Origin of the sequence: Pararhodobacter oceanensis, from assembly GCF_003076755.1 — a bacterium.
Classification (GTDB): Bacteria; Pseudomonadota; Alphaproteobacteria; order Rhodobacterales; family Rhodobacteraceae; genus Pararhodobacter; species Pararhodobacter oceanensis.
Genome location: NZ_QDKM01000004.1, coordinates 20,332 through 43,594 on the forward strand (window position 1 = coordinate 20,332; position 23,263 = coordinate 43,594).

Annotated in this window: 22 protein-coding genes; 9 read left to right on the top strand and 13 right to left on the bottom strand. The window is 62.4% G+C overall.

Annotated features, from left to right (window positions below):
• Positions 1 to 27: 27 nt before the first annotated feature.
• The 5 genes from aroB (at position 28) to DDE20_RS10170 (ending at position 4,848) form a co-directional block, all read left to right on the top strand.
• Positions 28 to 1,170: a 3-dehydroquinate synthase gene (aroB, locus tag DDE20_RS10150; protein WP_240607976.1), complete on the top strand. Its 1,143-nt coding sequence runs from the start codon at positions 28 to 30 to the stop codon at positions 1,168 to 1,170.
• Between the two features lie 162 nt (positions 1,171 to 1,332).
• Positions 1,333 to 1,758 (top strand): Fur family transcriptional regulator, encoded by a 426-nt coding sequence (locus tag DDE20_RS10155; protein ID WP_116558395.1) that lies wholly within the window; start codon positions 1,333 to 1,335, stop codon positions 1,756 to 1,758.
• Between the two features lie 60 nt (positions 1,759 to 1,818).
• Entirely contained in the window at positions 1,819 to 2,697 is an 879-nt protein-coding gene (locus DDE20_RS10160; RefSeq protein ID WP_116558396.1) for a DMT family transporter, read from the top strand.
• 165 nt (positions 2,698 to 2,862) lie between these two features.
• A complete protein-coding gene (gene eno / locus DDE20_RS10165) occupies positions 2,863 to 4,140 on the top strand; it encodes a phosphopyruvate hydratase (RefSeq protein ID WP_116558397.1) in 1,278 nt (425 codons plus the stop codon).
• Between the two features lie 195 nt (positions 4,141 to 4,335).
• Positions 4,336 to 4,848, top strand: coding sequence for a hypothetical protein (locus DDE20_RS10170; protein WP_116558398.1), 513 nt, complete (start codon positions 4,336 to 4,338; stop codon positions 4,846 to 4,848).
• A 172-nt stretch (positions 4,849 to 5,020) separates the two neighbouring features.
• Here DDE20_RS10170 and preA read toward each other — a convergent pair whose 3' ends face one another.
• The 3 genes from preA to DDE20_RS10185 all read right to left on the bottom strand — a co-directional run bounded on the left by preA (position 5,021) and on the right by DDE20_RS10185 (position 8,853).
• Positions 5,021 to 6,325 (bottom strand): NAD-dependent dihydropyrimidine dehydrogenase subunit PreA, encoded by a 1,305-nt coding sequence (preA, locus tag DDE20_RS10175; RefSeq protein WP_116558399.1) that lies wholly within the window; start codon positions 6,323 to 6,325, stop codon positions 5,021 to 5,023.
• A 53-nt stretch (positions 6,326 to 6,378) separates the two neighbouring features.
• On the bottom strand, positions 6,379 to 7,713 hold the full coding sequence (locus DDE20_RS10180; RefSeq protein WP_116558400.1) for an NAD(P)-dependent oxidoreductase: 1,335 nt from the start codon (positions 7,711 to 7,713) through the stop codon (positions 6,379 to 6,381).
• A gap of 204 nt (positions 7,714 to 7,917) precedes the next feature.
• A complete protein-coding gene (locus DDE20_RS10185; RefSeq protein ID WP_116558401.1) occupies positions 7,918 to 8,853 on the bottom strand; it encodes a nucleoside hydrolase in 936 nt (311 codons plus the stop codon).
• A gap of 193 nt (positions 8,854 to 9,046) precedes the next feature.
• Between DDE20_RS10185 and DDE20_RS10190 the strand changes: the two genes are divergently transcribed.
• Both DDE20_RS10190 and DDE20_RS19130 read left to right on the top strand, forming a co-directional pair.
• Entirely contained in the window at positions 9,047 to 9,559 is a 513-nt protein-coding gene (locus DDE20_RS10190; protein WP_116558402.1) for a flavin reductase family protein, read from the top strand.
• Between the two features lie 68 nt (positions 9,560 to 9,627).
• A complete protein-coding gene (locus tag DDE20_RS19130) occupies positions 9,628 to 10,761 on the top strand; it encodes a glycosyltransferase (RefSeq protein ID WP_205961650.1) in 1,134 nt (377 codons plus the stop codon).
• Here the strand turns inward: DDE20_RS19130 and DDE20_RS10200 are convergent.
• From DDE20_RS10200 to aroQ, 6 genes are all read right to left on the bottom strand, one after another.
• Positions 10,754 to 12,505 (bottom strand): SulP family inorganic anion transporter, encoded by a 1,752-nt coding sequence (locus DDE20_RS10200; RefSeq protein WP_116558403.1) that lies wholly within the window; start codon positions 12,503 to 12,505, stop codon positions 10,754 to 10,756. The genes DDE20_RS19130 and DDE20_RS10200 overlap by 8 nt on opposite strands.
• A 160-nt stretch (positions 12,506 to 12,665) precedes the next feature.
• The gene (locus tag DDE20_RS10205) at positions 12,666 to 13,724 is read right to left on the bottom strand and encodes a 4-oxalomesaconate tautomerase (RefSeq protein ID WP_116558404.1); all 1,059 of its coding nucleotides are present in this window, start codon (positions 13,722 to 13,724) and stop codon (positions 12,666 to 12,668) included.
• A gap of 28 nt (positions 13,725 to 13,752) precedes the next feature.
• Entirely contained in the window at positions 13,753 to 14,424 is a 672-nt protein-coding gene (locus tag DDE20_RS10210; RefSeq protein ID WP_116558405.1) for a 4-carboxy-4-hydroxy-2-oxoadipate aldolase/oxaloacetate decarboxylase, read from the bottom strand.
• Between the two features lie 51 nt (positions 14,425 to 14,475).
• Entirely contained in the window at positions 14,476 to 15,207 is a 732-nt protein-coding gene (locus DDE20_RS10215; RefSeq protein WP_116558406.1) for a PIG-L deacetylase family protein, read from the bottom strand.
• 197 nt (positions 15,208 to 15,404) lie between these two features.
• On the bottom strand, positions 15,405 to 16,172 hold the full coding sequence (locus tag DDE20_RS10220) for a hydroxypyruvate isomerase family protein (protein ID WP_240607977.1): 768 nt from the start codon (positions 16,170 to 16,172) through the stop codon (positions 15,405 to 15,407).
• 3 nt (positions 16,173 to 16,175) lie between these two features.
• Positions 16,176 to 16,613 carry a type II 3-dehydroquinate dehydratase gene (gene aroQ, locus DDE20_RS10225; RefSeq protein WP_116558407.1) on the bottom strand — a complete coding sequence of 146 codons (438 nt, stop codon included), beginning with the start codon at positions 16,611 to 16,613 and terminating at the stop codon, positions 16,176 to 16,178.
• Positions 16,614 to 16,797: 184 nt separating this feature from the next.
• Between aroQ and DDE20_RS10230 the strand changes: the two genes are divergently transcribed.
• Both DDE20_RS10230 and DDE20_RS10235 read left to right on the top strand, forming a co-directional pair.
• The gene (locus tag DDE20_RS10230) at positions 16,798 to 18,162 is read left to right on the top strand and encodes a DUF1800 domain-containing protein (RefSeq protein ID WP_165814485.1); all 1,365 of its coding nucleotides are present in this window, start codon (positions 16,798 to 16,800) and stop codon (positions 18,160 to 18,162) included.
• 2 nt (positions 18,163 to 18,164) lie between these two features.
• Positions 18,165 to 19,334, top strand: coding sequence for a DUF1501 domain-containing protein (locus DDE20_RS10235; protein WP_116558409.1), 1,170 nt, complete (start codon positions 18,165 to 18,167; stop codon positions 19,332 to 19,334).
• An 8-nt stretch (positions 19,335 to 19,342) separates the two neighbouring features.
• On the opposite strand, the gene DDE20_RS10240 is transcribed toward DDE20_RS10235, so the two are convergent.
• The 4 genes from DDE20_RS10240 to DDE20_RS10255 all read right to left on the bottom strand — a co-directional run bounded on the left by DDE20_RS10240 (position 19,343) and on the right by DDE20_RS10255 (position 23,144).
• Complete coding sequence (locus DDE20_RS10240; protein WP_116558410.1) at positions 19,343 to 20,197, bottom strand: universal stress protein; 855 nt, start codon at positions 20,195 to 20,197, stop codon at positions 19,343 to 19,345.
• 10 nt (positions 20,198 to 20,207) lie between these two features.
• A complete protein-coding gene (locus tag DDE20_RS10245; protein ID WP_116558411.1) occupies positions 20,208 to 21,698 on the bottom strand; it encodes a SulP family inorganic anion transporter in 1,491 nt (496 codons plus the stop codon).
• Between the two features lie 255 nt (positions 21,699 to 21,953).
• On the bottom strand, positions 21,954 to 22,475 hold the full coding sequence (locus DDE20_RS10250) for a DUF2478 domain-containing protein (protein ID WP_116558412.1): 522 nt from the start codon (positions 22,473 to 22,475) through the stop codon (positions 21,954 to 21,956).
• A 51-nt stretch (positions 22,476 to 22,526) separates the two neighbouring features.
• Positions 22,527 to 23,144, bottom strand: coding sequence for a carbonic anhydrase (locus tag DDE20_RS10255; protein WP_116558413.1), 618 nt, complete (start codon positions 23,142 to 23,144; stop codon positions 22,527 to 22,529).
• Positions 23,145 to 23,263 lie beyond the last annotated feature (119 nt).

The window sequence follows — 23,263 nt, forward strand, 5'->3', positions numbered from 1 at the left end:
GCAGCGCGGGATCGGCAAGGAGTTGAGATGACAGAGCAGATTTTCCCAATGGCGGATGCGATTGACGATGTGGCGGTTGATCTGGGCGCGCGCTCCTATGTGGTGCGTGTCGGGCGCGGGTTGATGGCGCGGGCGGGTGCCGAGATCGCGCCCTTGCTCAACCGCCCGCGCGTTGCCGTGGTGACCGAGCGCACGGTGGCTGATCTGCACCTTGAAGCGCTGCGCGCGGGGTTGGCGGCTGCGGGCATCGAGATGGAGGCGCTGATCCTGCCACCGGGCGAATCAACCAAGAGCTGGCCGCATCTCGAGCGCACAGTGGAGTGGCTGCTCGAGCAGAAGGTCGAGCGCGGCGATATTGTCATCGCTTTGGGCGGCGGGGTGATTGGCGATCTGGTCGGCTTTGCCGCAGCAATCCTGCGCCGCGGGGTGCGGTTCGTGCAAATCCCGACCTCTTTGCTGGCGCAGGTCGACAGTTCGGTGGGCGGCAAGACCGGCATCAACTCGGCGCAGGGCAAGAACCTGATCGGTGCCTTTCACCAGCCGTCCTTGGTGCTGGCGGATATTGATGTCCTCGACACGTTGCCGCCGCGCGATTTTCTCGCGGGCTACGGCGAGGTGGTCAAATACGGGCTGTTGGGCGACGCGGAGTATTTCGAATGGCTTGAGGTCAACGGCCCCGCTTTGGCACGCGGTGACAAAGGCACGCGGCAGGCGGCGGTGCGCCATGCGGTGCAGATGAAGGCCGATATTGTGGCGCGGGACGAGACCGAACAGGGCGACCGCGCGCTGCTAAACCTCGGCCATACCTTCGGCCATGCGCTTGAGGCCGCGACCGGTTATTCCGACCGCTTGCTGCACGGCGAGGGGGTGGCGATTGGCTGCCTGCTGGCCTTTGATCTCTCGGCGCGCATGGGGCTGGTCTCGCAAGAGGCGCCGGCGCGGGTGGCCGCCCATCTCGCTGATATGGGGATGAAGCGCAGCCTCGCGGATATCGCCGGTGAGCTGCCGGATCGCGACGGTCTGATCGCCCTAATGGCGCAGGACAAAAAGGTCGTCATGGGGCAGATGCGGTTCATTCTGGCGCGTGATATCGGCGACAGTTTCGTCAGCTCCGAGGTGTCATCTGAGGCGCTGGCGGCGGTGCTTGATGAGGCATTGCGGCAGCGCTAGGACGCGGTTTCGCAATAACCGATCAAGGAAACGGCGCGTAACTGGGGGTTCGAGCCCCCTAACCCCAAGGCCCTGCGACTTGGGCGCGCAGGGCATTGGCCCTTTTCGCGCCGTCCTATATCCCCTAGACTGGTGGTTAATATATCGGCGAATGGCACTGACATGACAAAAACGGAAACCTCACAAGGGCTTGTGGCGCGTTGCGAGGCCAAGGGTCTGCGGCTGACTGGCCAGCGCCGGATCATCGCGGGGATTTTGGAAACCGCCGAGGATCATCCCGATGTCGAGGAATTGCACCGGCGCGCGGTGGATCTGGACCCGCGGATCTCGATTGCGACGGTTTACCGCACGGTCAAAGCCTTCGAGGATGTCGGCCTTCTGGAGCGCCGCGAATTCGGCGACGGGCGCGCGCGTTGGGAAGACGCCGACCGTGAGCATCATGACCATCTGATCGATCTCGCCAATGGCGATGTGATCGAATTCTGTGACCCCGAGATCGAGGCGCTGAAAGAAGCCATTGCGCGCAAGCTGGGCTACCGGCTCGAAGGCCACCGGCTTGAATTATATGGCGTAAAACTCGAGAGTTGATCTTGCCCGCCACATGGTGTTTGTCGGGGGTGAGCGTTTTATGATGGACCGGAGCCCTGTATGAATACCCTGCGTGGCCCGATGTTCATGGTGCTCTCGATGGCGGGGTTTGCCGCCGAGGATGCGCTGATCAAAGGTCTGGCGCTGCGCGTGCCGATCGGGCAGATCGGGTTGTTTCTGGGCTTTGGCGGCGCGCTGGTCTTTGGCATCATGGCCTATGTGCAGGGCTATAGTCTGTTTGACCGCAAAGCCTTGCGCGGCGCGGTGTTCCTGCGGACCTTTGCCGAGTTGTTTGCGGTGATTTTCATGCTGTTGAGCATCTCCATGGCGCCGCTCAGCGTGGTGACCGCGGTGTTGCAGGCGATGCCGCTGACCGTGACGCTGGCCGCTGCCGTGTTCTTGCGCGAACCGGTTGGCTGGCGGCGCTGGAGCGCGATTGTCATCGGCTTTGCCGGTGTGATGATGATTGTGCGCCCCGGAGCCTCGGGGTTTGATCCTTATGTGCTGTTGCCCTTGGGCGCGGTGGTGGCGCTGACCGTGCGCGATTTGGCGACCCGCAATGTGCCCGCGACGGTGGCCTCAAGCCAGGTCTCGGGCTGGGGGTTTGCCGCGGCGATCCCCGGCGGGGTGATCCTGCTGCTGCTGCGCGGCGATCCCCTGATCGTGCCCACCGCGCTGGATTGGGGGCTGCAGGCGCTGACCCTGCTGGCGGGTATTCTGGGCTATATCACCCTCGTTCTGGCGACACGCGTTGGCGATATCGGGTTGACCATGCCGTTTCGCTATTCGCGGCTGGTGTTTGGCATGTTGATCGGGGTGATTGTCTTTGGCGAGCGGCCCGACCTTCTGACCCTGATCGGCGCGTTTTTGATCGTTGCGGCGGGGCTTTACACCTTGATGCGCGAAATGCGGTTGCGCCGTAGCGTCACCCGCGCCTGAACCTTAGCCCGACTGGCCGCCCATCTGACTGGCCGACTGACCGCCTAAGCGACCGCCAGAGCTGGCAAATTCGTCACTGGTTGCGGTAACCTGCGCGCGCGCCCTTCCACCGCGGCGGGTGGCGCAGTATAGAACCGCCAACGCAGAGCAAAAGGGGCGCAGAGCATGACCACGATCATTGATATCATTGGCCGCGAAATCCTCGATAGCCGGGGCAACCCGACGGTCGAAGTGGATGTTATCCTCGAAGACGGCACTTTGGGCCGCGCGGCGGTGCCCTCGGGCGCCTCGACCGGTGCCCATGAGGCGGTGGAACTGCGCGACGGCGATGCAGCGCGCTATCTCGGCAAGGGCGTCTTGGGCGCGGTTGAGGCAGTCAACGGCGAGATCGCCGATGCGCTGGTCGGTTTTGACGCCACCGAACAGCAGGCGATTGACGCCGCGCTGATCGAGATTGACGGCACCCCGAACAAGGCCCGGCTTGGCGCCAATGCGATCCTTGGCGTGTCGCTGGCGATTGCCAAAGCCGCCGCCGAAGCCACCGGCCAGCCGCTCTATCGCTATGTCGGTGGCACTGCCGCGCGGGTTCTGCCGGTGCCGATGATGAATATCATCAATGGCGGCGAACATGCCGACAACCCGATCGACATTCAGGAATTCATGATCATGCCGGTCTCGGCGGCGAATATCCGCGAGGCGGTGCGGATGGGGGCCGAGGTCTTTCACACGCTGAAAAAAGAGCTGAGCGCCGCCGGCCTGTCCACCGGTATCGGCGATGAGGGCGGCTTTGCGCCGAACCTGAATTCGGCCCGCGACGCGCTGGATTTCATCCTCAAATCGATTGAAAAAGCCGGATATGTGCCGGGTGAGGATATCTATCTGGCGCTCGATTGCGCGGCGACCGAATACTATAGAGACGGCAAATACGAGATGACCGGCGAGGGCAAAAGCCTGACTGCGGCCGAGAATGTCGCCTATCTGAAAGCGCTGTGTGACGATTACCCGATCCTGTCGATCGAGGATGGCTGCGCCGAGGACGATTGGGACGGCTGGAAACTGCTGACCGAGGCTCTGGGCGACCGCGTGCAACTGGTTGGCGACGATCTCTTTGTCACCAACCCCGAGCGTCTGGCCGATGGGATCTCGCGCGGGGTGGCAAACTCGATGCTGGTCAAGGTCAACCAGATCGGCACCCTGTCCGAGACGCTGGAAGCTGTCGATATGGCGCATCGCGCGCGCTATACCAATGTGATGTCGCACCGTTCCGGCGAGACCGAGGATGCGACGATTGCCGATCTGGCGGTCGCCACCAATTGCGGGCAGATCAAGACCGGCTCGCTGGCGCGCTCGGACCGGTTGGCCAAGTATAACCAGTTGATCCGTATCGAGGAAATGCTGGGCGATGTGGCGATCTATGCGGGCCGTTCGGTGCTACGCGGCTGAAGCTGGCTCGGGTTGCGGGCGGTGATGTCGCCGCCTCTCGCGGCTGGTCGTCGTGGGTTAAGCGATGAGCATTTAGACAGATGAGACAGGGCATCCGGCGACGGGTGCCCTTTTTTACAGACAATTTGAAAGGTTAAGCCGCTATTAAGCCTGAGCTGCCAGACTGGGCCCGAAGTGATAGCCAAGGAGGCTGCTATGATTGCTGGCATTGCTCCGGTCTCCATTCCGGGCACGGCGTTCGATGTGCGCGCCTATGGCGTGGTCGGGCAGGGGGTGGCCGCGGCCAATCGCGCCCCCGCCACGGAAACCGCGCAGGCCCTGCGCCCGGTGGAGCCTTCGGTCTCGCCGCGCGATGTCCGCGGTGAAACCGCGCGCGACAGACCGGTCGGCCCGCCACCAACCTTTGAAATCAATGTGTTGGAGGATATGCGCGACCGTGCCGCCAAAGTCCCTTATGAGCCGCCACCGGAGACCATTCAGGAGCAGGCGAATACCGTCCCCGAGGTGGACTTCGCGGTGCCCGAGGTGGCTGCGGAGGCAGATAGCGACGCCGTTGCCGAGGCGCGGGACGAGCAAGTGGCGGAGGGGACCGGTGGGGATGAGGCGGAGCGCCCCGCTGTGACCGAGCGTTCATCTGCGACTGAGCGCGCGCCGCTCTATCTTGGCACTTCGGAAAGCGCCGATCCGACGGTGAACCTCAAGATCTGACGCGGGTTTGCGCGACATTCCAACCCGCGCAGCCCACGCATCCCCCACGACCAGCGCGCACCTACATGCCACCGTATCCCTGCCTCACATTGGCCCTCGGGCACGAATAAATAACAAAGCCGGCGCAGTCACAGTGACGCGCCGGCTTTGGGTTTGCCATATGGCGATGGGATTATTCGGCCGCCGCAACCATCGGGTTATTCGGATGCTGCGTCCAGTCGCCGTGCTTATCCGAGACCACCTCACCGGTGCGCGGATCGACCATACCGGGCTGCATTTGCTCCATGGTGATGCAATCCTCCACCGGACAGACGTTGACGCAAAGGTTGCAGGCCACGCATTCCTCGTCCTTGACCGTAAACACACGGTCTGGCGACATGGCAATCGCCTGATGCGAGGTATCCTCGCAGGCCGCATAACAACGTCCGCAGCTGATGCAGAGATCCTGATTGATCACCGCTTTGGTGACGTAATTCAGGTTCAGATCCTTCCAATCGGTGACATTCGGCACCGCGCGGCGGACCACATCGTCGATCGAATTCAGCCCCTTTTGATCCATCCACAGGCTGAGACCGGCGTTCAACTCTTTAATGATATCAAACCCGTAGGTCATTGCCGCCGTGCAGACCTGCACCGATCCGGCACCGAGCGCCAGAAATTCAGCCGCATCGCGCCAGGTGGTCACACCGCCAATGCCCGAAATCGGCAGATGCGCGGTCTCGGCGCTGCGGGCGATCTCGGCGACCATATTCAGCGCAATCGGCTTGACCGCCGGTCCGCAATAGCCGCCATGGGCGCCCTTGCCGTCAATCGTCGGCTCAGGCGCGAAACTGTCAAGGTTCACGCTGGTGATCGAATTGATCGTGTTGATCAGGCTGACCGCATCGGCGCCACCGCGCATCGCCGCTTCGGCGGGCTGGCGAATGTCGGTGATATTCGGCGTCAGCTTGACGATACAGGGCATCCGCGAGTGTTTCTTGACCCAGCGGGTGACCATTTCGATGTATTCGGGCACCTGACCCACGGCGCTGCCCATGCCACGCTCGGCCATCCCATGCGGGCAGCCAAAGTTCAGCTCGACCCCATCGGCACCGGTATCCTCGACATGGGCCAGAATATCGATCCAGCTTTGCTCGTCACAGGGCACCATCAGGCTGACGATCAGCGCGCGGTCCTTCCACTCACGTTTGACCTTTTTGATCTCTTGCAGGTTGATTTCCAGCGGCCGGTCGGTGATCAATTCGATGTTGTTGAGCCCCAGCAAACGCCGGTCGGCACCATAGATCGCGCCGTAGCGCGGGCCGTTAACGTTGACCACCGGCGGCCCCTCGGAGCCCAGCGTTTTCCACACCACGCCGCCCCAGCCCGCCTTGAAGGCGCGCACCACATTGTATTCCTTATCCGTGGGCGGCGCCGAGGCCAGCCAGAACGGGTTCGGGGATTTGATCCCGGCGAAATTGGTTGTCAGATCTGCCATTTTTACGTCCTCCACAGGGTGCGGCCTTGCCAGCGACCCCGATAAACCGGTGTTTACTGCGACAGCGCCGCGTGAATATCCTCGGCGGCATCGCGCCCCTGCGCCACGGCGGTGACCGTCAGATCCTCGCCGCCCGTCGCGCAGTCGCCGCCCGCCCAAACGCCGGCGAGGCTGGTTTTGCCCACGGCATCAATCACGATCTTGCCGCGCTCGATGCTCAGTGTTTCCGGCGCGCCCTCCAGCGTCTGGCCAATCGCCTTGAACACATTGTCGGCGCGCAGGCGAAAGGTTTCGCCGGTCATCTCGAGGCCATTGGGGCCGCTGCGGGTATAGCCGAACTCGATCTCACGCGCGGCGCCATTGCCATGCACCGCCACAGGGGCGGCGTCGGTGATCAATTTCACACCCTCGGTGGCCGCGTGGTCAAGCTCATAATCCGAGGCCGCCATCGCCTCGCGCCCGCGGCGGTAGACCATCGTCACATGTTCGGCGCCCAGTAGACGCGATTGCACGGCGGCATCCACCGCGGTCATCCCGCCGCCGATCACCACCACATGACGCCCGATGGGCAGGGTGGTGAGGTCGTCGGTCTGGCGCAGATCGGCGATGAAATCCACCGCATCGCGCACGCCGTCTTTCTCGGCGCCGTCGATGCCGAGCGCATTCACACCCGCCAGCCCCATGCCAAGGAACACCGCGTCATACTCGCCCTTCAGACTGTCAAGCGAGAGATCCTTGCCCAGGGCTTTGCCGGTGACAATTTCGATGCCGCCGATGCCCATCAGCCAGTCAACCTCGATCTGGGCGATGTTATTGGCGGCTTTATAGGCGGCGATCCCGTATTCGTTCAGACCGCCGGGTTTCGCATGGGCGTCGTAAATGGTGACGTTATGGCCTTTCATCGCCAGCCGATGCGCGCAGCCCAGACCGGCGGGGCCGGCGCCGACGACGGCAATGCGTTTGCCGGTCTCGGCGGCGCGGGTGAACGGGTGGTCATTCACCAGCAAAAGCTGGTCAGTGGCATAGCGCTGCAAGCGGCCGATCTCGACCGGGTTGCCCTCGGCGGCTTCGCGCACACAGGCGCCTTCGCAGAGGGTTTCGGTCGGGCAGACCCGCGCGCACATCGAGCCGAGGATGTTTTGCGACAGGATCGTATGCGCCGCCGCATCCGGCATGCCGGCCTGAATTTGGCGGATGAACAGCGGAATGTCGATCGCCGTCGGGCAAGCGGTGATACAGGGCGCGTCATAGCAAAAATAGCAGCGGTCTGCGGCGACACGCGCCTCATGGGCATCGAAATCGGGGTAAAGATCGTCAAAATTCGCGGCCACCGTCGCGCGGTCAAGGCGCGCGGCTGTGATGCCGTCAGTCTGCGGGGAATTGGTCACGGGCTACCTCCGGGTTGGGATTTGCTGGTTTTTCTTTTCAGAGTGCCACAGATTGAAATTTTATCAACTGGTAAAATTCCTGCGTTGAAAATTATTTGAAACCGGAAATAGGGCCTCTGCAAAGGCCAAAGGGCTGACCCCTTATGAGGATCAGCCCTTTGAAATTTCGTGATAAATTAAGGGGTTGCCCGCGCGTGTCGCGGTTCAGAGCAGCGCGATACGCTCGGTTAGCAGCGCGAAATACCTATCGGCATCGACCTCACCGATGAAATAGGCGTTGGGTGGACGGTCGGTGACATGCCACCAATCGGCGACCGTCATACCCATGGTTAACTCGCTGCCGGTCTCGATTTCGACGTTGATATGGCGGCCGTTGAACAGGTCAGGATTGAGCAAATAGGCAATCGCGCAGGGGTCATGCAGCGGCGCCCCCTCCGAGCCGTATTTCTCCATATCATAGCGCTCGAAGAAATCCGCCCAACTGGCCACCACCGGTCCGACCTTGCCGGGCAGGGCGCGAAACGCCTCGATCCGCGCGCGGTTGGTCAGCGCCTTATGCGTCACATCCAGCGGCATCACGGTTAGCGCAATGCCTGAGCGAAAGACGATATCGGCGGCCTGTGGATCGACGAAAATGTTGAACTCCGCCGAGGGCGTGACATTGCCAACCTCGAAATAGGCGCCGGCCATCATCACGATCTCGGCGATCCGCTCGGCAATATCGGGGGCGCGTTCCAGCGCCGTGGCGATATTGGTTAACGGCCCGATCGGCACTAAAGTGACGCTGCCCGCAGGCTCGCTGCGCAGGGTCTCAATCAGGAAATCCACCGCATGCTGCGACTGCAGCGGCATCGTCGGATCGGGCAGGGTGATCCCGTCAAGGCCGGTCTTGCCATGCACATTCTCGGCAGTCACCAAGAGCCGCGACATCGGCCGGTCGCAGCCCGCATAGATTTTGACCTCGCGCCGCCCGGCCAATTCGCAGACCAGTTGCGCGTTGCGCACGGTCAGCGGCAGCGGCACATTGCCCGCCACACAGGTGATTCCCAGCACCTGCAACTCGGGCGAGGCCAGCGCCAAAAGGATAGCAACGGCGTCGTCCTGGCCGGGGTCAGTGTCGATGATGATCTTGCGTGTCATGGGAATTGCCTTCGTCGGGATTTCTCGAAATTGGACGCTAGTTATCGGGAATCACTTTGTCGAGAGGTGACTTGCCGGACCCGCGGGGCGGCGAAATGCCGCAAAATGGCCGTGTTTCTCTGGCATTCCCAAGTAAACAAGGGTTATGGACACATCTATGAGTTTTATTCGAGCAGCCCGAGAAAGCGACCCGATGGATCTTGATGTTTTCCTGCCCGGCCCCGCGACCGAGCGGCAGTTCCGCGATGCGCTCGGAGCCTTTTCAACCGGTGTGACGGTGATCACCACCGATAGTGCCATCGGCCCGCTGGCAATCACCGCGAATAGTTTCGCCTCGCTGTCGCTGGACCCGCCCTTGGTGCTTTGGTCACCGGCGAAAGCCTCGCGCCGCTTTGAGGCCTTTGCCGAAGCGCCGCATTTCGCCATCCATGTGCTGGCCGCCGATCAGGCCGCGCTTGGTGCGCATTTCGCGCGGCAGGGGCATGATTTCAACTTGCCGGACGGGCAGGTGGCCAGCGTGAACGCGCAGGGCGTGCCGATCTTGCCGGGCTGTCTGGCGGTGTTTGAATGCGCGTTCGAGGCGCGCCATGACGGTGGCGATCACGCGATTATCATCGGACGGGTCGTGGCGGCGCGCCACCGGAATGCGGCGCCATTGGTGTTTCATGCCGGTCGTTTCGGGCAATTTATTGCCAAGGATGGTTAACGCATGGGCGTCACCCCTCTGGCTCCGCCCTCCGCCCGCATGCTGCACCTCAACCAGAGGCCGTTGTTATGAGTATCTCGCCCGTTGATGTTTTTGCCAACCGTCTGCGTATCTATGCCCGCCGTCGCCGCGCCGAAAAGCTGCGCGCGCGGGCGATGGCGCAGCCGTTTTCAGGTCATAGCGCGGCGCGGCTGTTGCTGGTCAGCCAGCCTGAACGCATCCCGCAGAGCCAGATTTTTCCCTTCCATCACTATGCCAAGGATCTCAAGCGCCTTTACGGCGCCGAGGTCCGTGAGAGTGACACATGGCAGGTGCTCGCCGGTGCGGAACAGCGCGCCAAGGGCGCCAGCGTGGTGGCGTTTCAGACCCCCTTTGACATTCCCGACGCCGAGTTGACCCAATTGGTGGACCGGCTGCGCACGGATAATCCCGACGCGCGCTTGGTCTATCTGGATTGGTTCGCCCCCACCGATCTGCGCAACGCGGAACGGATGGATCCGCTGGTCGATCTCTATGTCAAAAAGCACCTGCTCAAAGACCGCAGCGCTTACGGTCAGGTGACGCGCGGCGATACCAACCTGACCGATTACTTCAACCGCCGCTTTAATATTGATGAGCCGGAACAATGCTTTGCCATCCCTGACGGGTTTATGGACAAGCTGATCCTCGGCCCGTCCTTCGCCACCGCGCCGGGGATACTGCCGGCGCTCACGGGACGGCGTCCGACCAGTGCGGGGCGCAATATTGACCTGCATGCGCGATTTGCCGTGGGCGGCACGCCCTGGTATCAGGCGATGCGCGGCGAGGCCGAGGCGGCGTTGGCGGGGCTTTCTGATCTGACCATCGCGCAGGGCGAGGGCGTGCCCTTGCCGCGGTTTATGGTCGAGATGCGCGCCTCGAAAATCGGTTTCAGCCCCTTCGGCTATGGCGAGGTCTGCTGGCGCGATTACGAGGCGGTGATGGCCGGCGCGGTGCTATTAAAGCCCGACATGAGCCATATCGAGACCGCGCCCGACATCTTTGTGCCTTGGGAAACCTATGTGCCGATTGCCTGGGATCTGTCGGATTTCCACGACACTGTGCACCGCGTAGCTGCCGATGCCCCGCTGCGCGAAAAGATCGCCGCGCAGGCCTTTGACACGCTGCACGACTGGCTCAATTCGGAGCAATTCGCCCGCAGCATGGCGCCGCTGTTCAGCTGATCCGCTCCACTCGGTCCACCTCTGCGCCCCGATTTAGGGTTAACGCGCGCCAGGCATCAAACTGTGCCTGAAAAATCTGGCCGTTGAGATCACGCAGGAAGTGCGAGCCCTTCAGCCTGTCCATCACCGGCCCTTTGACCTCGGACATATGCAAGCCGATCCCCATCTCGGTGAGCTGCAAATTGATCGCCTCAAGGCTCTCGAGCGCCGAATAATCTATCTCGTTGATCGCCGAACACATCAGAATGACATGTTTCACCGGCGACCCGTCACCGGTGCGATCGAGGATCAGATCCTCAAGAAACCGCGCGTTGACGAAATAGAGGCTTTCATCGACGCGCAGGGTTAAGACGCTGTCATCGGTCTCTACATCATGCCGCAGAATATTGCGAAAATGCTGCGTGCCGGGCACCAGACCGACCTCGGCGACATGCGGGCGCGAGGTTTTGTAAAGATGCAGCGCAATCGACAGGATGACCCCAGCCGAGACGCCGGTCTCGACGCCGAAACCCAGCGTCAGGACAATCGTCGCCGCCACCGCAAAGAAATCGGCGCGCGAATAACCCCATGTTTTCCGCAGGATAGAGAAGTCGACGAGGGAAAGCACCGCGACGATGATGGTTGCCGCGAGGGTTGCTTTGGGCAGGTAATAGACCAGCGGCGTCAAGGCCACGGCGGCAATCGCCAACCCGACGGCGGTGAAGGCGCCCGCGGCGGGGGTCTCGGCACCGGCGTCGAAATTCACCACCGAGCGCGAAAACCCGCCGGTTACCGGATAACCGCCGGTCAGAGAGGCCCCGATATTGGCCGCGCCGAGGCCGATCAACTCTTGGTCCGGGTTGATCCGCTGGCGCTTTTTTGCGGCCAAGGTCTGCGCCACCGAGATCGATTCAACAAAACCGATGATCGAGATCAGCAGCGCCGGAATGAACAATTGCCGGAGCAGATCGGGCGAGAAGGACGGCATGGTCAGGGGCGGCAGGCTTTGCGGCACCATGCCGACAACCGCGACGCCCTGCGCCTCCAAACCAAAGCCCCAGACCGCCAAAGTGGTTACTACGACCGCCGCCACAGGTCCGGCTTTGGTGCCCACATCGGCCAGTTTCGGCGATAGTCCCAAAGCGCGAAGACGCGGCTTTAAGCCCTTGCGAACCCAGAACAAAAATCCGGTTGCCGAGGCGCCAAGCGCGAGTGTAATCACATTCACACTGCCCAGATTCTGCGCCAAGGAGGAGATGACCTGAAACAGCGTATGCCCATGCGCGGGGATGCCTAGCAAATGCTTAAGCTGGCTGGCGGCAATCAGGATGCCCGAGGCGGTGATGAAACCCGCAATCACCGGATGGCTCAGAAAATTGGCCAGAAATCCAAGCCGAAAGACGCCCATGACCAGCAGGATCGCCCCCGACAAAAACGCTAGCGTCAGCGCCGCGATGGCATAGCCCATGGTGCCGCTTTCGGCGATCTGCCCGATGGCGGCGGCGGTCATCAGCGAGACCACGGCCACCGGCCCGACCGCCAAGGCGCGCGAACTGCCGAAAATTGCATAGAGGATGATCGGCGCGATCGAGGCGTAAATCCCAGCTTCCGGCGGCAATCCCGCCAGCAAGGCATAGGCCAGAGACTGCGGAATCAACATGATGGTGACGATCACGGCGGCAACAAGGTCGTTTGACAATGTCTCGCGGGTATAGCTGCTGCCCCAGTCGAGCGCCGGAATGTAATTTGTCAGACGAAAGGACATAGTCTATTCTTTCAACATGTTGCGTGGCGAAGCTCAGATCATGCATTAACTGCATAACCCGTTTTTCGGCACCCGTGATCGCGGGTCCTCGCTATATACGCATTCACATTGATGAATGTAAGGGGTGTTTTTGCTACCCGCTCACCCTGTCGCCAGAATTTTAGGGAAACACGCGCCCGTCAAACAGTTTTCGCGCCGTGCGCAGGGTGCCTGCACCAGTCACGGCGCCCTGCGCATCCTGCTCCAACAAGACCTCGGCCGCGCCGCTGGGGTGCTCGATGGCAAACCGCGCGCCCTCGGGGATCACGGCAAATTCTGCGGCGGGAGAGCCGCGCAGGGTGCAGGCGGTGGCCACGCTCACCGCCGCAAACACGCCGATCGAGGCATGACAGCGATGCGGAATAAAGCTGCGCGTGTTGATCACGCCGCCATGTCGGGGAGGCGATACCAGCGTCATTTTGGGCACCGATTTCTCGGTGACATCGCCGAGATTCATCAAAGGTCCGGCCTGCAAACGGATATGCTCGAGCCGCTCTTTCAGCGCGGAATTCTCCTCCAGTTCCGCGCGGGTCTCAGTGCCCGAGATCCCCATGTCGCTGGCGGCGAGAATGACGCAGGGCATGCCATTGTCGATCAGCGTGCAGGTGATGCCGTCGATCACATCCACCGTGCTCCCGCTGGGCAAAAGCGCTCCGCACATAGAGCCGGCAATGCCTTGAAACATCAAGGGAATTGGCGCGTGCCCACCCGGAACCCCGTCGATCTGCGCATCGCCGCCATAGCGCACCCGCTGGCCCGGCGTTTGCACCTCGGCGCGGGCAATCTCGCCGGTGTTGCGCATGTGGATACGCACCTCGGTCACGCCCTCCTGCGCCGCGACCAGCCCGCGTTCAATCGCCGCGGGCCCGACACCGGCAAGGATATTTCCGCAGCCCTGGGCGTCGCTCACTAACGGTTTTTCAACGAATACCTGCAAGAATAGGTAATCGACATCGGCATCCGCGCGCGACGGGGGGCCGAGAATGGCAACTTTGGACGTCAGCGGGTCCGCCCCGCCGATCCCGTCAATCTGGCGCGGATCGGGGCTGCCCATGATCGACATAAGCAGATGATCGCGGGCCTCGGTGTCCGCTGGCAGATCGGAGGCGAGAAAATATGCAGCTTTAGAGGTGCCGCCACGCATCCAGAGGCAGGGGATACCGTCGTCTGAGGGGCTCATCTGGTGCCTTTCATCTGGGGGGCTGCGCTTACAGGTATTTCAGACCCTTTTGCGCAAGCCTTGGACGCATCTCATAAATGTCGAGACCAAGCTCGCCAGCAGCGAGGCGCGCGCGTTTGGCCTCTTCGGCATCGAGCCGCTTTTGTGTTTCTGCCATCACCGCCTCAGCCCGATCGTGCGGGACCACGCAAACGCCATCGTCATCGGCAACAATGATATCGCCAGGGTTAACCAAGGCACCGGCGCAGACGATGGGCACATTCACCGAGCCGAGCGTCTCTTTGACCGTGCCCTGTGCCGAGATCGCCGTCGACCAGACGCCAAAGCCCATTTGCCGCAGGTCTTTGGTGTCGCGCACACCGGCGTCGATGATCAGCGCGTGACAGCCGCGCGCCTGTGCGCTGGTCGCCAGAAGATCGCCGAAATACCCCATATCGCAAGGCGCGGTCGGGGCGAGCACCAGAATATCGCCCGCTCGCAACTGCTCGATGGCGACATGGATCATCCAGTTGTCACCGGGCGCGGCGCTGATTGTCACCGCGCTGCCGGCGATGCCAAGATCCTGCTGGATTGGACGCATCTTTGCGCTCATCAACCCGCTGCGGCCCTGCGCCTCATGCACGGTTGCGACGCCCGCGGCGCCGAGGCGCGCGATCAAATCGGGGTCAGCGCGCGGGATGTCCTGCATAACAACGTTCATAGCTTGGCCTTTAACCGATTGGAGTCACACCGAAATTTCATTGTGAAGGCATCACAACTCATCCACTGTGCGCGGAAAAATCGACTGGAAGCCTTCGGCATAGCGGCAATCGCGCCCGCCGGATTGGCCACCTGAGTTGCGCTTGAAATGGTTCGCACGATTTTGTGCCACACGGGTGTAGAACTCCCAAAGATGCTCTTGCCCCTGCATGCATTCAATCGCCGCGCGCTTCTTGTCCCAGACCGGCGTGATGTCGAGGAACGTGTCGGGCTTCCACTCCATCTGCTCGGATTGATGCGGCTCAAAGAGATAGACCTGCGGCGCGCCGAGCACTTTCTCGCCCGGATTATGGCCCCAAGCCTGCGCCGTCGAGCGGCACTCCAGCACCAATTGCGTAGTCTGCATATGGTCGGAATTGTAGGGGTCCCATTTCGAGTGGCTCATGATGAAACTCGGCTGGACCTTGCGCATGATTTCGACCAACGCAAACCGGTCGTCGCGGGTGATGTCCATCGGGTAATCGCCCAGATCCATGCAGATCAGCTCGTGAACGCCCAGGGCTGCAGCGGCGTTTTCCGCCTCCTCGCGGCGGTTGGCCTTAACCACATCCAGCGTCATCCCCGGCTGTTTCCACAGTTTTGCGCTTTCGCCGCGCTCACCAAAGGACAGGCAAACCACGGTCACATCATAGCCCAGTTCGGCGTGCAGCGCGATCGCACCGCCGCAGCGCCAGACGAAATCCGCGGCATGAGCGCTGACAATCAAAGCGGTTTTATTGGACATTTGCCTCTCCATCTCAGTGGTCTGCAGGATGCGCCGCCGCCGGTCTTTGGGCAAATCCGAAGTATGTGAGGCGGTATAAGCCAAGGCTATCGGGGTGGCTGATTGGCGCAGGAATGCTGCGCGTGCGAAACCCACGTTGACGCTGGAATTGGTGCTGCGGAAAGGCTATCACATGACGCCCACGCCGATCTGAGGGATCAACTTTTGAAGTCGCGCATCCAGCCCAAGCTGGCCTCGGTGGTGCCCTCGGGCCGGTATTCCGCACCGATTGGGTGTTGCCAGCCAAGGCGCGAGAACTCGGGCAGCAGCGTTGAATAGGCAATGTCCCCGTGATCCGGTGCGCCGCGATCCGGCACGGCGGCGATCTGGATATGGCCGATCAGGGGTTGCAGGGTAGTGAACCGCTCCAGAACCGCGCCCTCGGTGCGTGCGACGTGATAGCAGTCAAACATTAACTTTAAATTGGGCCGGTTGAGTGTTTCGATCGCGGCCTTGGCTTGGTCGGTTGTCGACAGGAGGTAATCGGGCACGTCATAGGGGTTGAGCGGCTCGATCAATATATCCAACCCCAAGGGCGCGGATAATTCGCATGCGAATTCAAGGGCTTCGATGAACACATTTTGGTCACCGCCTTTCCCTGCCATCACATGCACAGCTCTGGCGCCGACCTCTGCGGCATAGGTGATTGCCTCGCAGATCGCCGCTTTCGCCTCCTCCTCGCGGCCCTTGAGCGCGCAGATCCCGAAGTCGCCCGACGCCAGATCTCCGGGCGAGGTGTTGAGCGCCAACATCGGCAAATTGGCCTCGGTTAAGGTGCGCTTAACCATGCTGGCAGGGGTGTCAAAGGGCCAATGGCATTCCACCGCCGCAAAGCCCGCCGCTTTTGCCGCATGGATCCGCGCGACCAACGGACGGTCGGTCCATAAAAGCCCGAGGTTCGCCGAAAATTGCAGCCCCGGCGCCACCGGTTAGGCCAGCAAATGCTGCATATGGCGCAGCGCCAGAAGGTAGCCATGGGTGCCAAAACCGGCCATCACCGCATCGGCGCGCTGGCTGACATAGGAGTGATGGCGGAAGGCCTCGCGCTTGTGCACCTGCGAGATATGCACCTCGATCACCGGCCCGTCAAAGCTATTGAGCGCGTCCAAAATCGCCACCGAGGTATGCGTCAGCGCCGCCGGATTGATGATAATCCCCGCCGCCGCATCGCGGGCTTCGTGGATCCAGTCGATCAGCTGCCCCTCCCAATTCGACTGGAGGAAGCGGCAGGTCAAACCCGCGGTCTTCGCCGTGTCCGCGCAGGCGACGGCGACGTCATCGAGCGTCTCGGCGCCGTATATCTCGGGCTCGCGCTGACCCAGAAGGTTCAGGTTGGGGCCGTTCAGGATGTAGACGGTTTTGGTCATCGTAGTGCCTTGCGTAGCGCGGAAAATCGGGGTGCTTGCGCTCACCATAGCGGTGGCGGTGGCGCGTTGCCAGAACACATCTGGGTCAGGGCGCGCGATTGTCCCTATCGGCATGGGGGGCGGCGCGCTAACCTTGACCGGCGGTTCATCGGGATCGGGGGATCGGGGGGATCGGAGGCGCGGGATGAGAGAGATCGCGAGTTTCATTGCGCTCAATCGCTTTGGCCTTGGCGCGGCGCCCGGTGACGAGGCGCATGTCGCCGGCGATCCGCGCGGCTGGCTGCAGGCGCAGATCACCCCGGACCCGCGATATCCACTTGTTTATGCGCGCCGCCGATCCTCGGCGGATATCCTGCATGCGATATTCTCGGCCCGCCAAGAGGGGGCAGAGGCACGCGCGGCGGCGATCCGGCGGGCGTTCCGGCGCGAATATAACCCCGCGATGGTGGCGCGTTTGCGGCTGATGATTGCCTCGGATACCCCGTTTGTCGACCGGATGACGCTGTTCTGGTCCAATCATTTTACCCTGTCGACGACCCGCCGCGTCAGCGCTCCGGCGATCCCCGCCTATGAACGCGAGGCAATCCGTCCGCATATTTTCGGGCGGTTCTCGGATATGCTGAGGGCGGTGATCAGCCATCCTTGTATGTTGATTTATCTTGATAATGTGGCGTCCGCTGGCCCCAATTCGCCGGTTGGCCGGCGCCAGATCCGGCGGCGCGGCACCGCGCAGACGCTGAATGAAAACCTCGCGCGGGAGGTGTTGGAGTTGCACACGCTCGGGGTGACTGGTGGTTATACGCAGGCGGATATCATCGCGCTGGCCAAGGCGCTCAGCGGTTGGGGGCATGGCGGGATGGATGCGGACGAGGGCGAGACCGAGGGGCACGGCGGGTTTGCCTTTCTGCCGCGCTATCACGAGCCGGGGGCGAAAACTGTGCTGGGCCGCCGCTATGAGGAGGCGGGGGTCGCGGAGGGCATGGCGATCCTTGACGATCTGGCGCGTCATCCGGCCACCGCGCAGCATATCGCGACGAAGCTGGTGCGTCATTTTGTGGCTGACGATCCACCCGCGGCGGCGGTGGCCCAGATCGCCACGGTGTTTCGTGACAGTGACGGAGATTTGGGCGCGGTGTCGCGGGCGCTGATTAACCTTGATGCGGCTTGGGTTGATCCGCTGGCCAAGGTGAAATCACCGATCGACTATGTGCTCTCGGTGCACCGCGCCAGCGAGCGTATCCGGGCGACGCGTGCCGATCTGTTTGTGCCGTTGCAAGCGCTGGGGCAGTTGCCGTTTTCCGCCCCCTCGCCGCAGGGCTGGGGCGATACGGCGGCGGATTGGATCGCACCCGAAAGCCTGATGCGGCGGATTGAATGGGCGCGCGGATTTGCTGCCACGCTGCCCGCGACGCGCCATCCCGAGCCGTTTCTCGAGGCGGTGATCGGGCCGGTGGCCAGCGCCGAGACCCGCACTTGGGTCAGGCGCGCGCCCTCGCATGATGCGGCCCTTGCGCTGATCTTCGCCAGCCCCGAATTTCAAAGGAGATAGGGATGCTGAACCGGCGCATCTTCCTGCAACTCTCGGGCGCTGGCGTGATCGCCGCCCTGCACCGCAGCGGCGCGGTATTCGCCCAGACCCAAGGTGAAAAACGCTTTGTCTTCATCTTCTTGCGCGGCGGGTTAGACGGATTGCACGCGCTGGCGCCCTATGCCGATGCGGAGTATCGGCGGCTGCGTCCGACGCTGGCACTGGCGGGGGATCAGGTTGTCGGGCTCGACGGCTATTTTGGCCTCAACGCGGCGCTCTCGGGGCTGATGCCGTTGTATCAAGCGGGCGAATTGGCACTGATCCCTGCGGCCGCCACGCGCTACCGCGAGCGGTCGCATTTCGACGGGCAGAACATGTTGGAGAATGGCAGCGGGCGGCCCTTTGGCGCGCGCGACGGATGGCTCAATCGGGCGATCCTTGGGTTGAACGGCGGTGACCGGCGGCTCGGCTTGGCGCTGGGGCCCTCGGTGCCGCTGCTGATGCAGGGGGTGGCGGGTATTCGCACCTTTGCGGTCTCGCCATTGCCGGAAGTCGACGATGATTTCCTGTTCCGCATGGGGCAGCTTTATCAAAACGATCCGCTGTTCGCGCAGGCCTTCAGCGCGGCACAAGCGGCGGTGCAGCCCGCAACCGCGTTAACCATGATGGAACGCCCCCTGGCGCAGCGTGATTTCGCCATTTCCGCGCAGGTTGCGGCGGAATTGCTGGCCGCCCCCGAGGGGCCGCGGATTGCCGCGATGGAGATGCAGGGTTGGGATACGCATCACATGCAGCAGGGGCGGTTGAATGCGCTGCTGGCCGAACTGGCGCAGGGGATTGTCGATCTGCGCCATGGATTGGGTGCGGCATGGGGCGACACCGTGGTGATGGTGGCCTCGGAGTTCGGGCGCACCGCGGCGGAGAATGGCAGCCGCGGCACCGATCACGGCACTGGCGGCTTGGTGATGCTGGCGGGCGGCGCAGTGGCGGGCGGGCAAATCCTCGGCGAGTGGCCCGGCCTGAGCGCGCGGGCGCTCTATGAGGCGCGCGATGTGGCGCCTTTGAACACCTGCGAGAGCCTGTTCAAAGCGATACTGACGCAGCACCTCGGCTTGGCTGAGGGCTTTGTCGAAGACAGCGTGTTTTCGGATAGCCGCGGAACCGCCCCCATCGAGGGGGCGATCCGCAGCTGAACCGCGCTTTAGCGCACCAGTAGAACCGGCACTTTGCACGAGCGAACCATCTCGGTGGTGGTCGAGCCGATGATCAGGCTGCGGATGCGGCTGTGGCCGTAGGCGCCCATCACCAGCATGTCGAAACCGGCCTCATCGACCAGATCGCCGAGCGCTTTATCCGGCGTGCCGCTGACCACTTTGGTGTCGGCCTCGATGCCTGCCGCGACCAGCATGGCGCGGGCGTCCTCCAACCCTTTGGTCACCGCCGCCGAGGGGCTGCCGACGGTGACAACCTGCACCGTCAGACCGGCATAGAGCGGCGAACCGGCGAGATAAGAGACCGCGCGGATCGACGACGGCCCGCCGTCAAAGGCCAGAAGCACACGGGTGATCGGGCGGAAGGCGCGCGAGGCCACGAACACCGGCTTGCGGCTGGAGCGGACGATGCGCTCTAGGTTCGAGCCGAGATGGCCCTTGGCGAAATCCGCCGCCTCGCCGCGCTTGCCGATCAGCACCATCTCGGCGCCGGCCTCTTGTTCATGCACCGTGTCGACAATGTCGCCGTGGCGCAGGCGGGTGGTGATCTCATCAACCCCCGCCGCGTCCAGAATTGCCCGCGCGTCCTCAAGGATCGCGCGGCCACGGTGGGTGACCAGTTTGGCGCGCTGCGCGTCCAGCTCGGCCAGTTCGCTCAGCAGTGCCGAGCGCGCGCCAAGGGCAATCGAGCCCGAGAGATCGCTTTTCTCCGAGCCGTCACCGCGGCCCAAGACATGCATCAACTCCACAGACCAACCGCTGCGCGCGGCGACCCAAGCGGCATGTTCGCAAACGCTTTTCGAATAGATGGAGCCATCCACCAAGGCGATGATTTTGCTGCTCATTTCGGCCTCCTCAATGCGCCAACAATTTGTCCATTGCGCCGGGTTTGTCATGTGTTGCCAGCCGGTCAACCAGCGTTTCAGAGGCCTCGTTCATGCCGACAATCTCCACCTCTGCGCCGTCACGGCGGAATTTCAGCACCGCCATATCCAGCGCCTGAATCGAGGAAATATCCCAGATATGCGCGCGGCTCACATCGATGATAACCCGCTCGGGCGCCTCTTTGAAGTCAAAGGCTTTCATGAAATCCTCGACCGAGCCATAGAACATCTGGCCCTCAACGCGGTAGGTGCGCACGCGACCATCGGCGCTGATGTCACTGGTGATGCGGAACAATTGCGCGATCTTGGCGGCAAAGAAAATCCCCGACAAAAGCACGCCCACCAGCACCCCAATCGCGAGGTTATGGGTGTAGACCACGGTCGCCACGGTCGCCAACATCACCACGGAACTTGAGCGCGGGTGGCTGCGCAGATCGCGCAGGCTCGACCAGCTGAAGGTGCCGATCGAGACCATGATCATGATCGCCACCAGCGCGGGCATCGGGATGATGCTGACCAGATCGCCGAGACCGACGACGAGGATCAACAGGAACACGCCCGCCACAAAGGACGAGAGCCGCCCGCGACCGCCGGATTTCACGTTGATCATTGACTGGCCGATCATCGCACAGCCCGCCATACCGCCGATAAAGCCGGTGGCGGTGTTCGCCAGACCTTGGCCAATGCACTCCTGATCGCGGTTCGAGGTGGTGTCGGTCAGATCGTCGATCAACGTCTGGGTCATCAGGCTTTCCAACAACCCAACCACCGCCACCGCCACCGAATAGGGCAGGATGATCATCAAGGTCTCAAGGTTGAACGGAATATCAGGGATCAGGAACACCGGCAGCGTGTCGGGCAGGGCGCCCATATCGCCGACGTTGCGCACATCCAGCCCCATCGCCCAAGTCAGCGTCGTCAGCACGATAATGGTGACCAAGGGTGAGGGGATCGCCTTGGTAATGCGTGGAAACAGATAGATAATCGCCAAGCCACCGGCGACCATCACATAGGTCAGCCAAGTGACGCTGCGCGGGTCGAGTTCGGGCAATTGCGCCATGAAAATCAGGATCGCCAGCGCGTTGACAAAGCCGGTCATCACCGATTTCGACACGTAGCGCATCACAAAACCCAGCCGCAGTAGCCCGGCGCCGATCTGCAACAATCCGGCCAGCACGGTCGCCGCCAGCAGGTATTCCAGCCCGTGATCGCGCACCAAGGTGACCATCAGCACGGCAGTTGCCGCCGTCGCCGCCGAGATCATCCCCGGCCGCCCGCCGGTGATCGCGGTGATCACCGCAATCGAGAAACTGGCGTAGAGGCCGACCTTGGGGTCAACCCCGGCGATCAGCGAGAAGGCAATCGCCTCGGGGATCAGGGCGAGCGCCACAACCAGTCCCGAGAGAAGATCGGGGCGAATGTTGCCGGTCCATTGCCGGATATATGCGTCGATAGAAATCATGAGGCGTTCCGTCTGCCGCCCGGCGCGTCGCCGGTCTGCTGTTTGCGTGGTCATTTGGATATGCGCGGCGCTCCACTGGCGTATGGGGCTGGCCCCGATACGCGCGCAAACGCCAAGAAATGCAGGGCGCTTGTAGCGATCCTGCGGGCAATTGCCAAGACCCGCCTCGGCAGGGCGGGCAGGTCTTGCGGTGGTGTGGCGGCGAGGTCGCGCGCTCGGCTTATCGCGAGGCCGCGCGCGCGAAGTATCAGCGGGTCAGGCGGCGTCCTTGTTGGCCTTGATCATCGCAGTCAACCAGGCCTCGATACTGTCAAACTCGGGCGCGATTTCTTGTGCATAGCCATCGGTAAACTCTTGGAAGGCATCAACATTCAACCCGTTGGTGCCGACCAGAACCGGAATCTCCAAGGCCAGCGCCTCGGCGATCACATCGCGAAACCCGCGGCCCTCGGCCTCATGTTTGCCGAATTTATTGATGATGACGAAATCCGCGCCCTCATTTAGCGTTGCCGCGACCAGACCAACAGCAGTTTCCAGCGCGTCGGCATCCAACCGACAGCCGCGTGCATGTGGCCCGAGATCTTGCGAAATGCGCAGCACGGTGCCTTGCGGCAGCACTTTGACATCCATATCGCAGGGGTCATTGACCTCGCGCTCGGTGTTGATCTGCACGGTGCCACAAGCGCGGTAGCCTTTCGCCACCAGCGCTTCGGCAACGCGAAACAGCAGCCTGTCGGTATCGCCGCGCCCCGGCGCCATGGTATATGCAATTTTCATCGTCTGTTGTCCTTAACCATGATTTCGGCAGGCACCTGTGCGCCTGAGGCTTTAGGCGTCTGCCGTCTCTGAGATATGCGACGGGCCAATGGTGCAACCCAGATCGCGCAGCAGCCCGTCCTTGAGACCGTAGATCAGCCCGTGGATTTTAACCCTATTTCCGTCTTGCCACGCGCGCTGCAGGATCGGCGTTTCGGCCACGCGGCGCACGCCCTCGATGACATTGAGTTCCGCCAGTCGGTCGCGCCGCGCCTCAGGGTCTGCCGCCTGCGCCAGTTCCGCGGCATTGATGCGGGCGAGGCGGCGAATCGGCTCGAGCCAGTGATCGGCCAGCGTTTGCGACATTTCCTCGGTCGCCGCCTTGACCCCGCCGCAGCCACAATGCCCGCAGACGATGATCTCGCGCACATCCAGCGCATGCACGGCAAATTCCAGCGCCGAGAGCATATTCATATCCGCCGAATGGATCAGATTGGCGACATTGCGGTGAACAAAGACCTCACCGGGATCAAGCCCCGCAACGACATTCGCCGGCACCCGACTGTCCGAACAACCGATCCAGAAAAACTCAGGGTCTTGCAGCGCCGACAAACGGCTGAAGTAATCCGGCTCATCCGATTTTCGCTTGGCGGACCACGCTTGGTTGCGTTGGAGCAGGTCGCTGAGCATGCGGGCGGTCTCCTGTGATCGGTTCGGTCGTGGTTTTCGGGCGTTAATGAGGCGGATTTTGCCCTGCGCGGGGGGAAATGGCAATTCACCGCGACACCATGGCGTCAACCCGTCGCAGG

Coding starts and splice junctions, on each gene's coding strand:
- aroQ (WP_116558407.1), bottom strand. CDS start 16,613: ATGACCAAAACCGTCTACATCCTGAACGGCCCCAACCTGAACCTTCTG.
- eno (WP_116558397.1), top strand. CDS start 2,863: ATGACCACGATCATTGATATCATTGGCCGCGAAATCCTCGATAGCCGG.
- DDE20_RS10255 (WP_116558413.1), bottom strand. CDS start 23,144: ATGCTCAGCGACCTGCTCCAACGCAACCAAGCGTGGTCCGCCAAGCGA.
- DDE20_RS10245 (WP_116558411.1), bottom strand. CDS start 21,698: ATGATTTCTATCGACGCATATATCCGGCAATGGACCGGCAACATTCGC.
- aroB (WP_240607976.1), top strand. CDS start 28: ATGACAGAGCAGATTTTCCCAATGGCGGATGCGATTGACGATGTGGCG.
- DDE20_RS10215 (WP_116558406.1), bottom strand. CDS start 15,207: ATGTCCAATAAAACCGCTTTGATTGTCAGCGCTCATGCCGCGGATTTC.
- DDE20_RS19130 (WP_205961650.1), top strand. CDS start 9,628: ATGAGTATCTCGCCCGTTGATGTTTTTGCCAACCGTCTGCGTATCTAT.
- DDE20_RS10155 (WP_116558395.1), top strand. CDS start 1,333: ATGACAAAAACGGAAACCTCACAAGGGCTTGTGGCGCGTTGCGAGGCC.
- DDE20_RS10230 (WP_165814485.1), top strand. CDS start 16,798: ATGAGAGAGATCGCGAGTTTCATTGCGCTCAATCGCTTTGGCCTTGGC.
- DDE20_RS10205 (WP_116558404.1), bottom strand. CDS start 13,724: ATGAGCCCCTCAGACGACGGTATCCCCTGCCTCTGGATGCGTGGCGGC.
- DDE20_RS10185 (WP_116558401.1), bottom strand. CDS start 8,853: ATGACACGCAAGATCATCATCGACACTGACCCCGGCCAGGACGACGCC.
- DDE20_RS10240 (WP_116558410.1), bottom strand. CDS start 20,197: ATGAGCAGCAAAATCATCGCCTTGGTGGATGGCTCCATCTATTCGAAA.
- DDE20_RS10210 (WP_116558405.1), bottom strand. CDS start 14,424: ATGAACGTTGTTATGCAGGACATCCCGCGCGCTGACCCCGATTTGATC.
- DDE20_RS10250 (WP_116558412.1), bottom strand. CDS start 22,475: ATGAAAATTGCATATACCATGGCGCCGGGGCGCGGCGATACCGACAGG.
- DDE20_RS10200 (WP_116558403.1), bottom strand. CDS start 12,505: ATGTCCTTTCGTCTGACAAATTACATTCCGGCGCTCGACTGGGGCAGC.
- DDE20_RS10160 (WP_116558396.1), top strand. CDS start 1,819: ATGAATACCCTGCGTGGCCCGATGTTCATGGTGCTCTCGATGGCGGGG.
- DDE20_RS10170 (WP_116558398.1), top strand. CDS start 4,336: ATGATTGCTGGCATTGCTCCGGTCTCCATTCCGGGCACGGCGTTCGAT.
- preA (WP_116558399.1), bottom strand. CDS start 6,325: ATGGCAGATCTGACAACCAATTTCGCCGGGATCAAATCCCCGAACCCG.
- DDE20_RS10190 (WP_116558402.1), top strand. CDS start 9,047: ATGGATCTTGATGTTTTCCTGCCCGGCCCCGCGACCGAGCGGCAGTTC.
- DDE20_RS10235 (WP_116558409.1), top strand. CDS start 18,165: ATGCTGAACCGGCGCATCTTCCTGCAACTCTCGGGCGCTGGCGTGATC.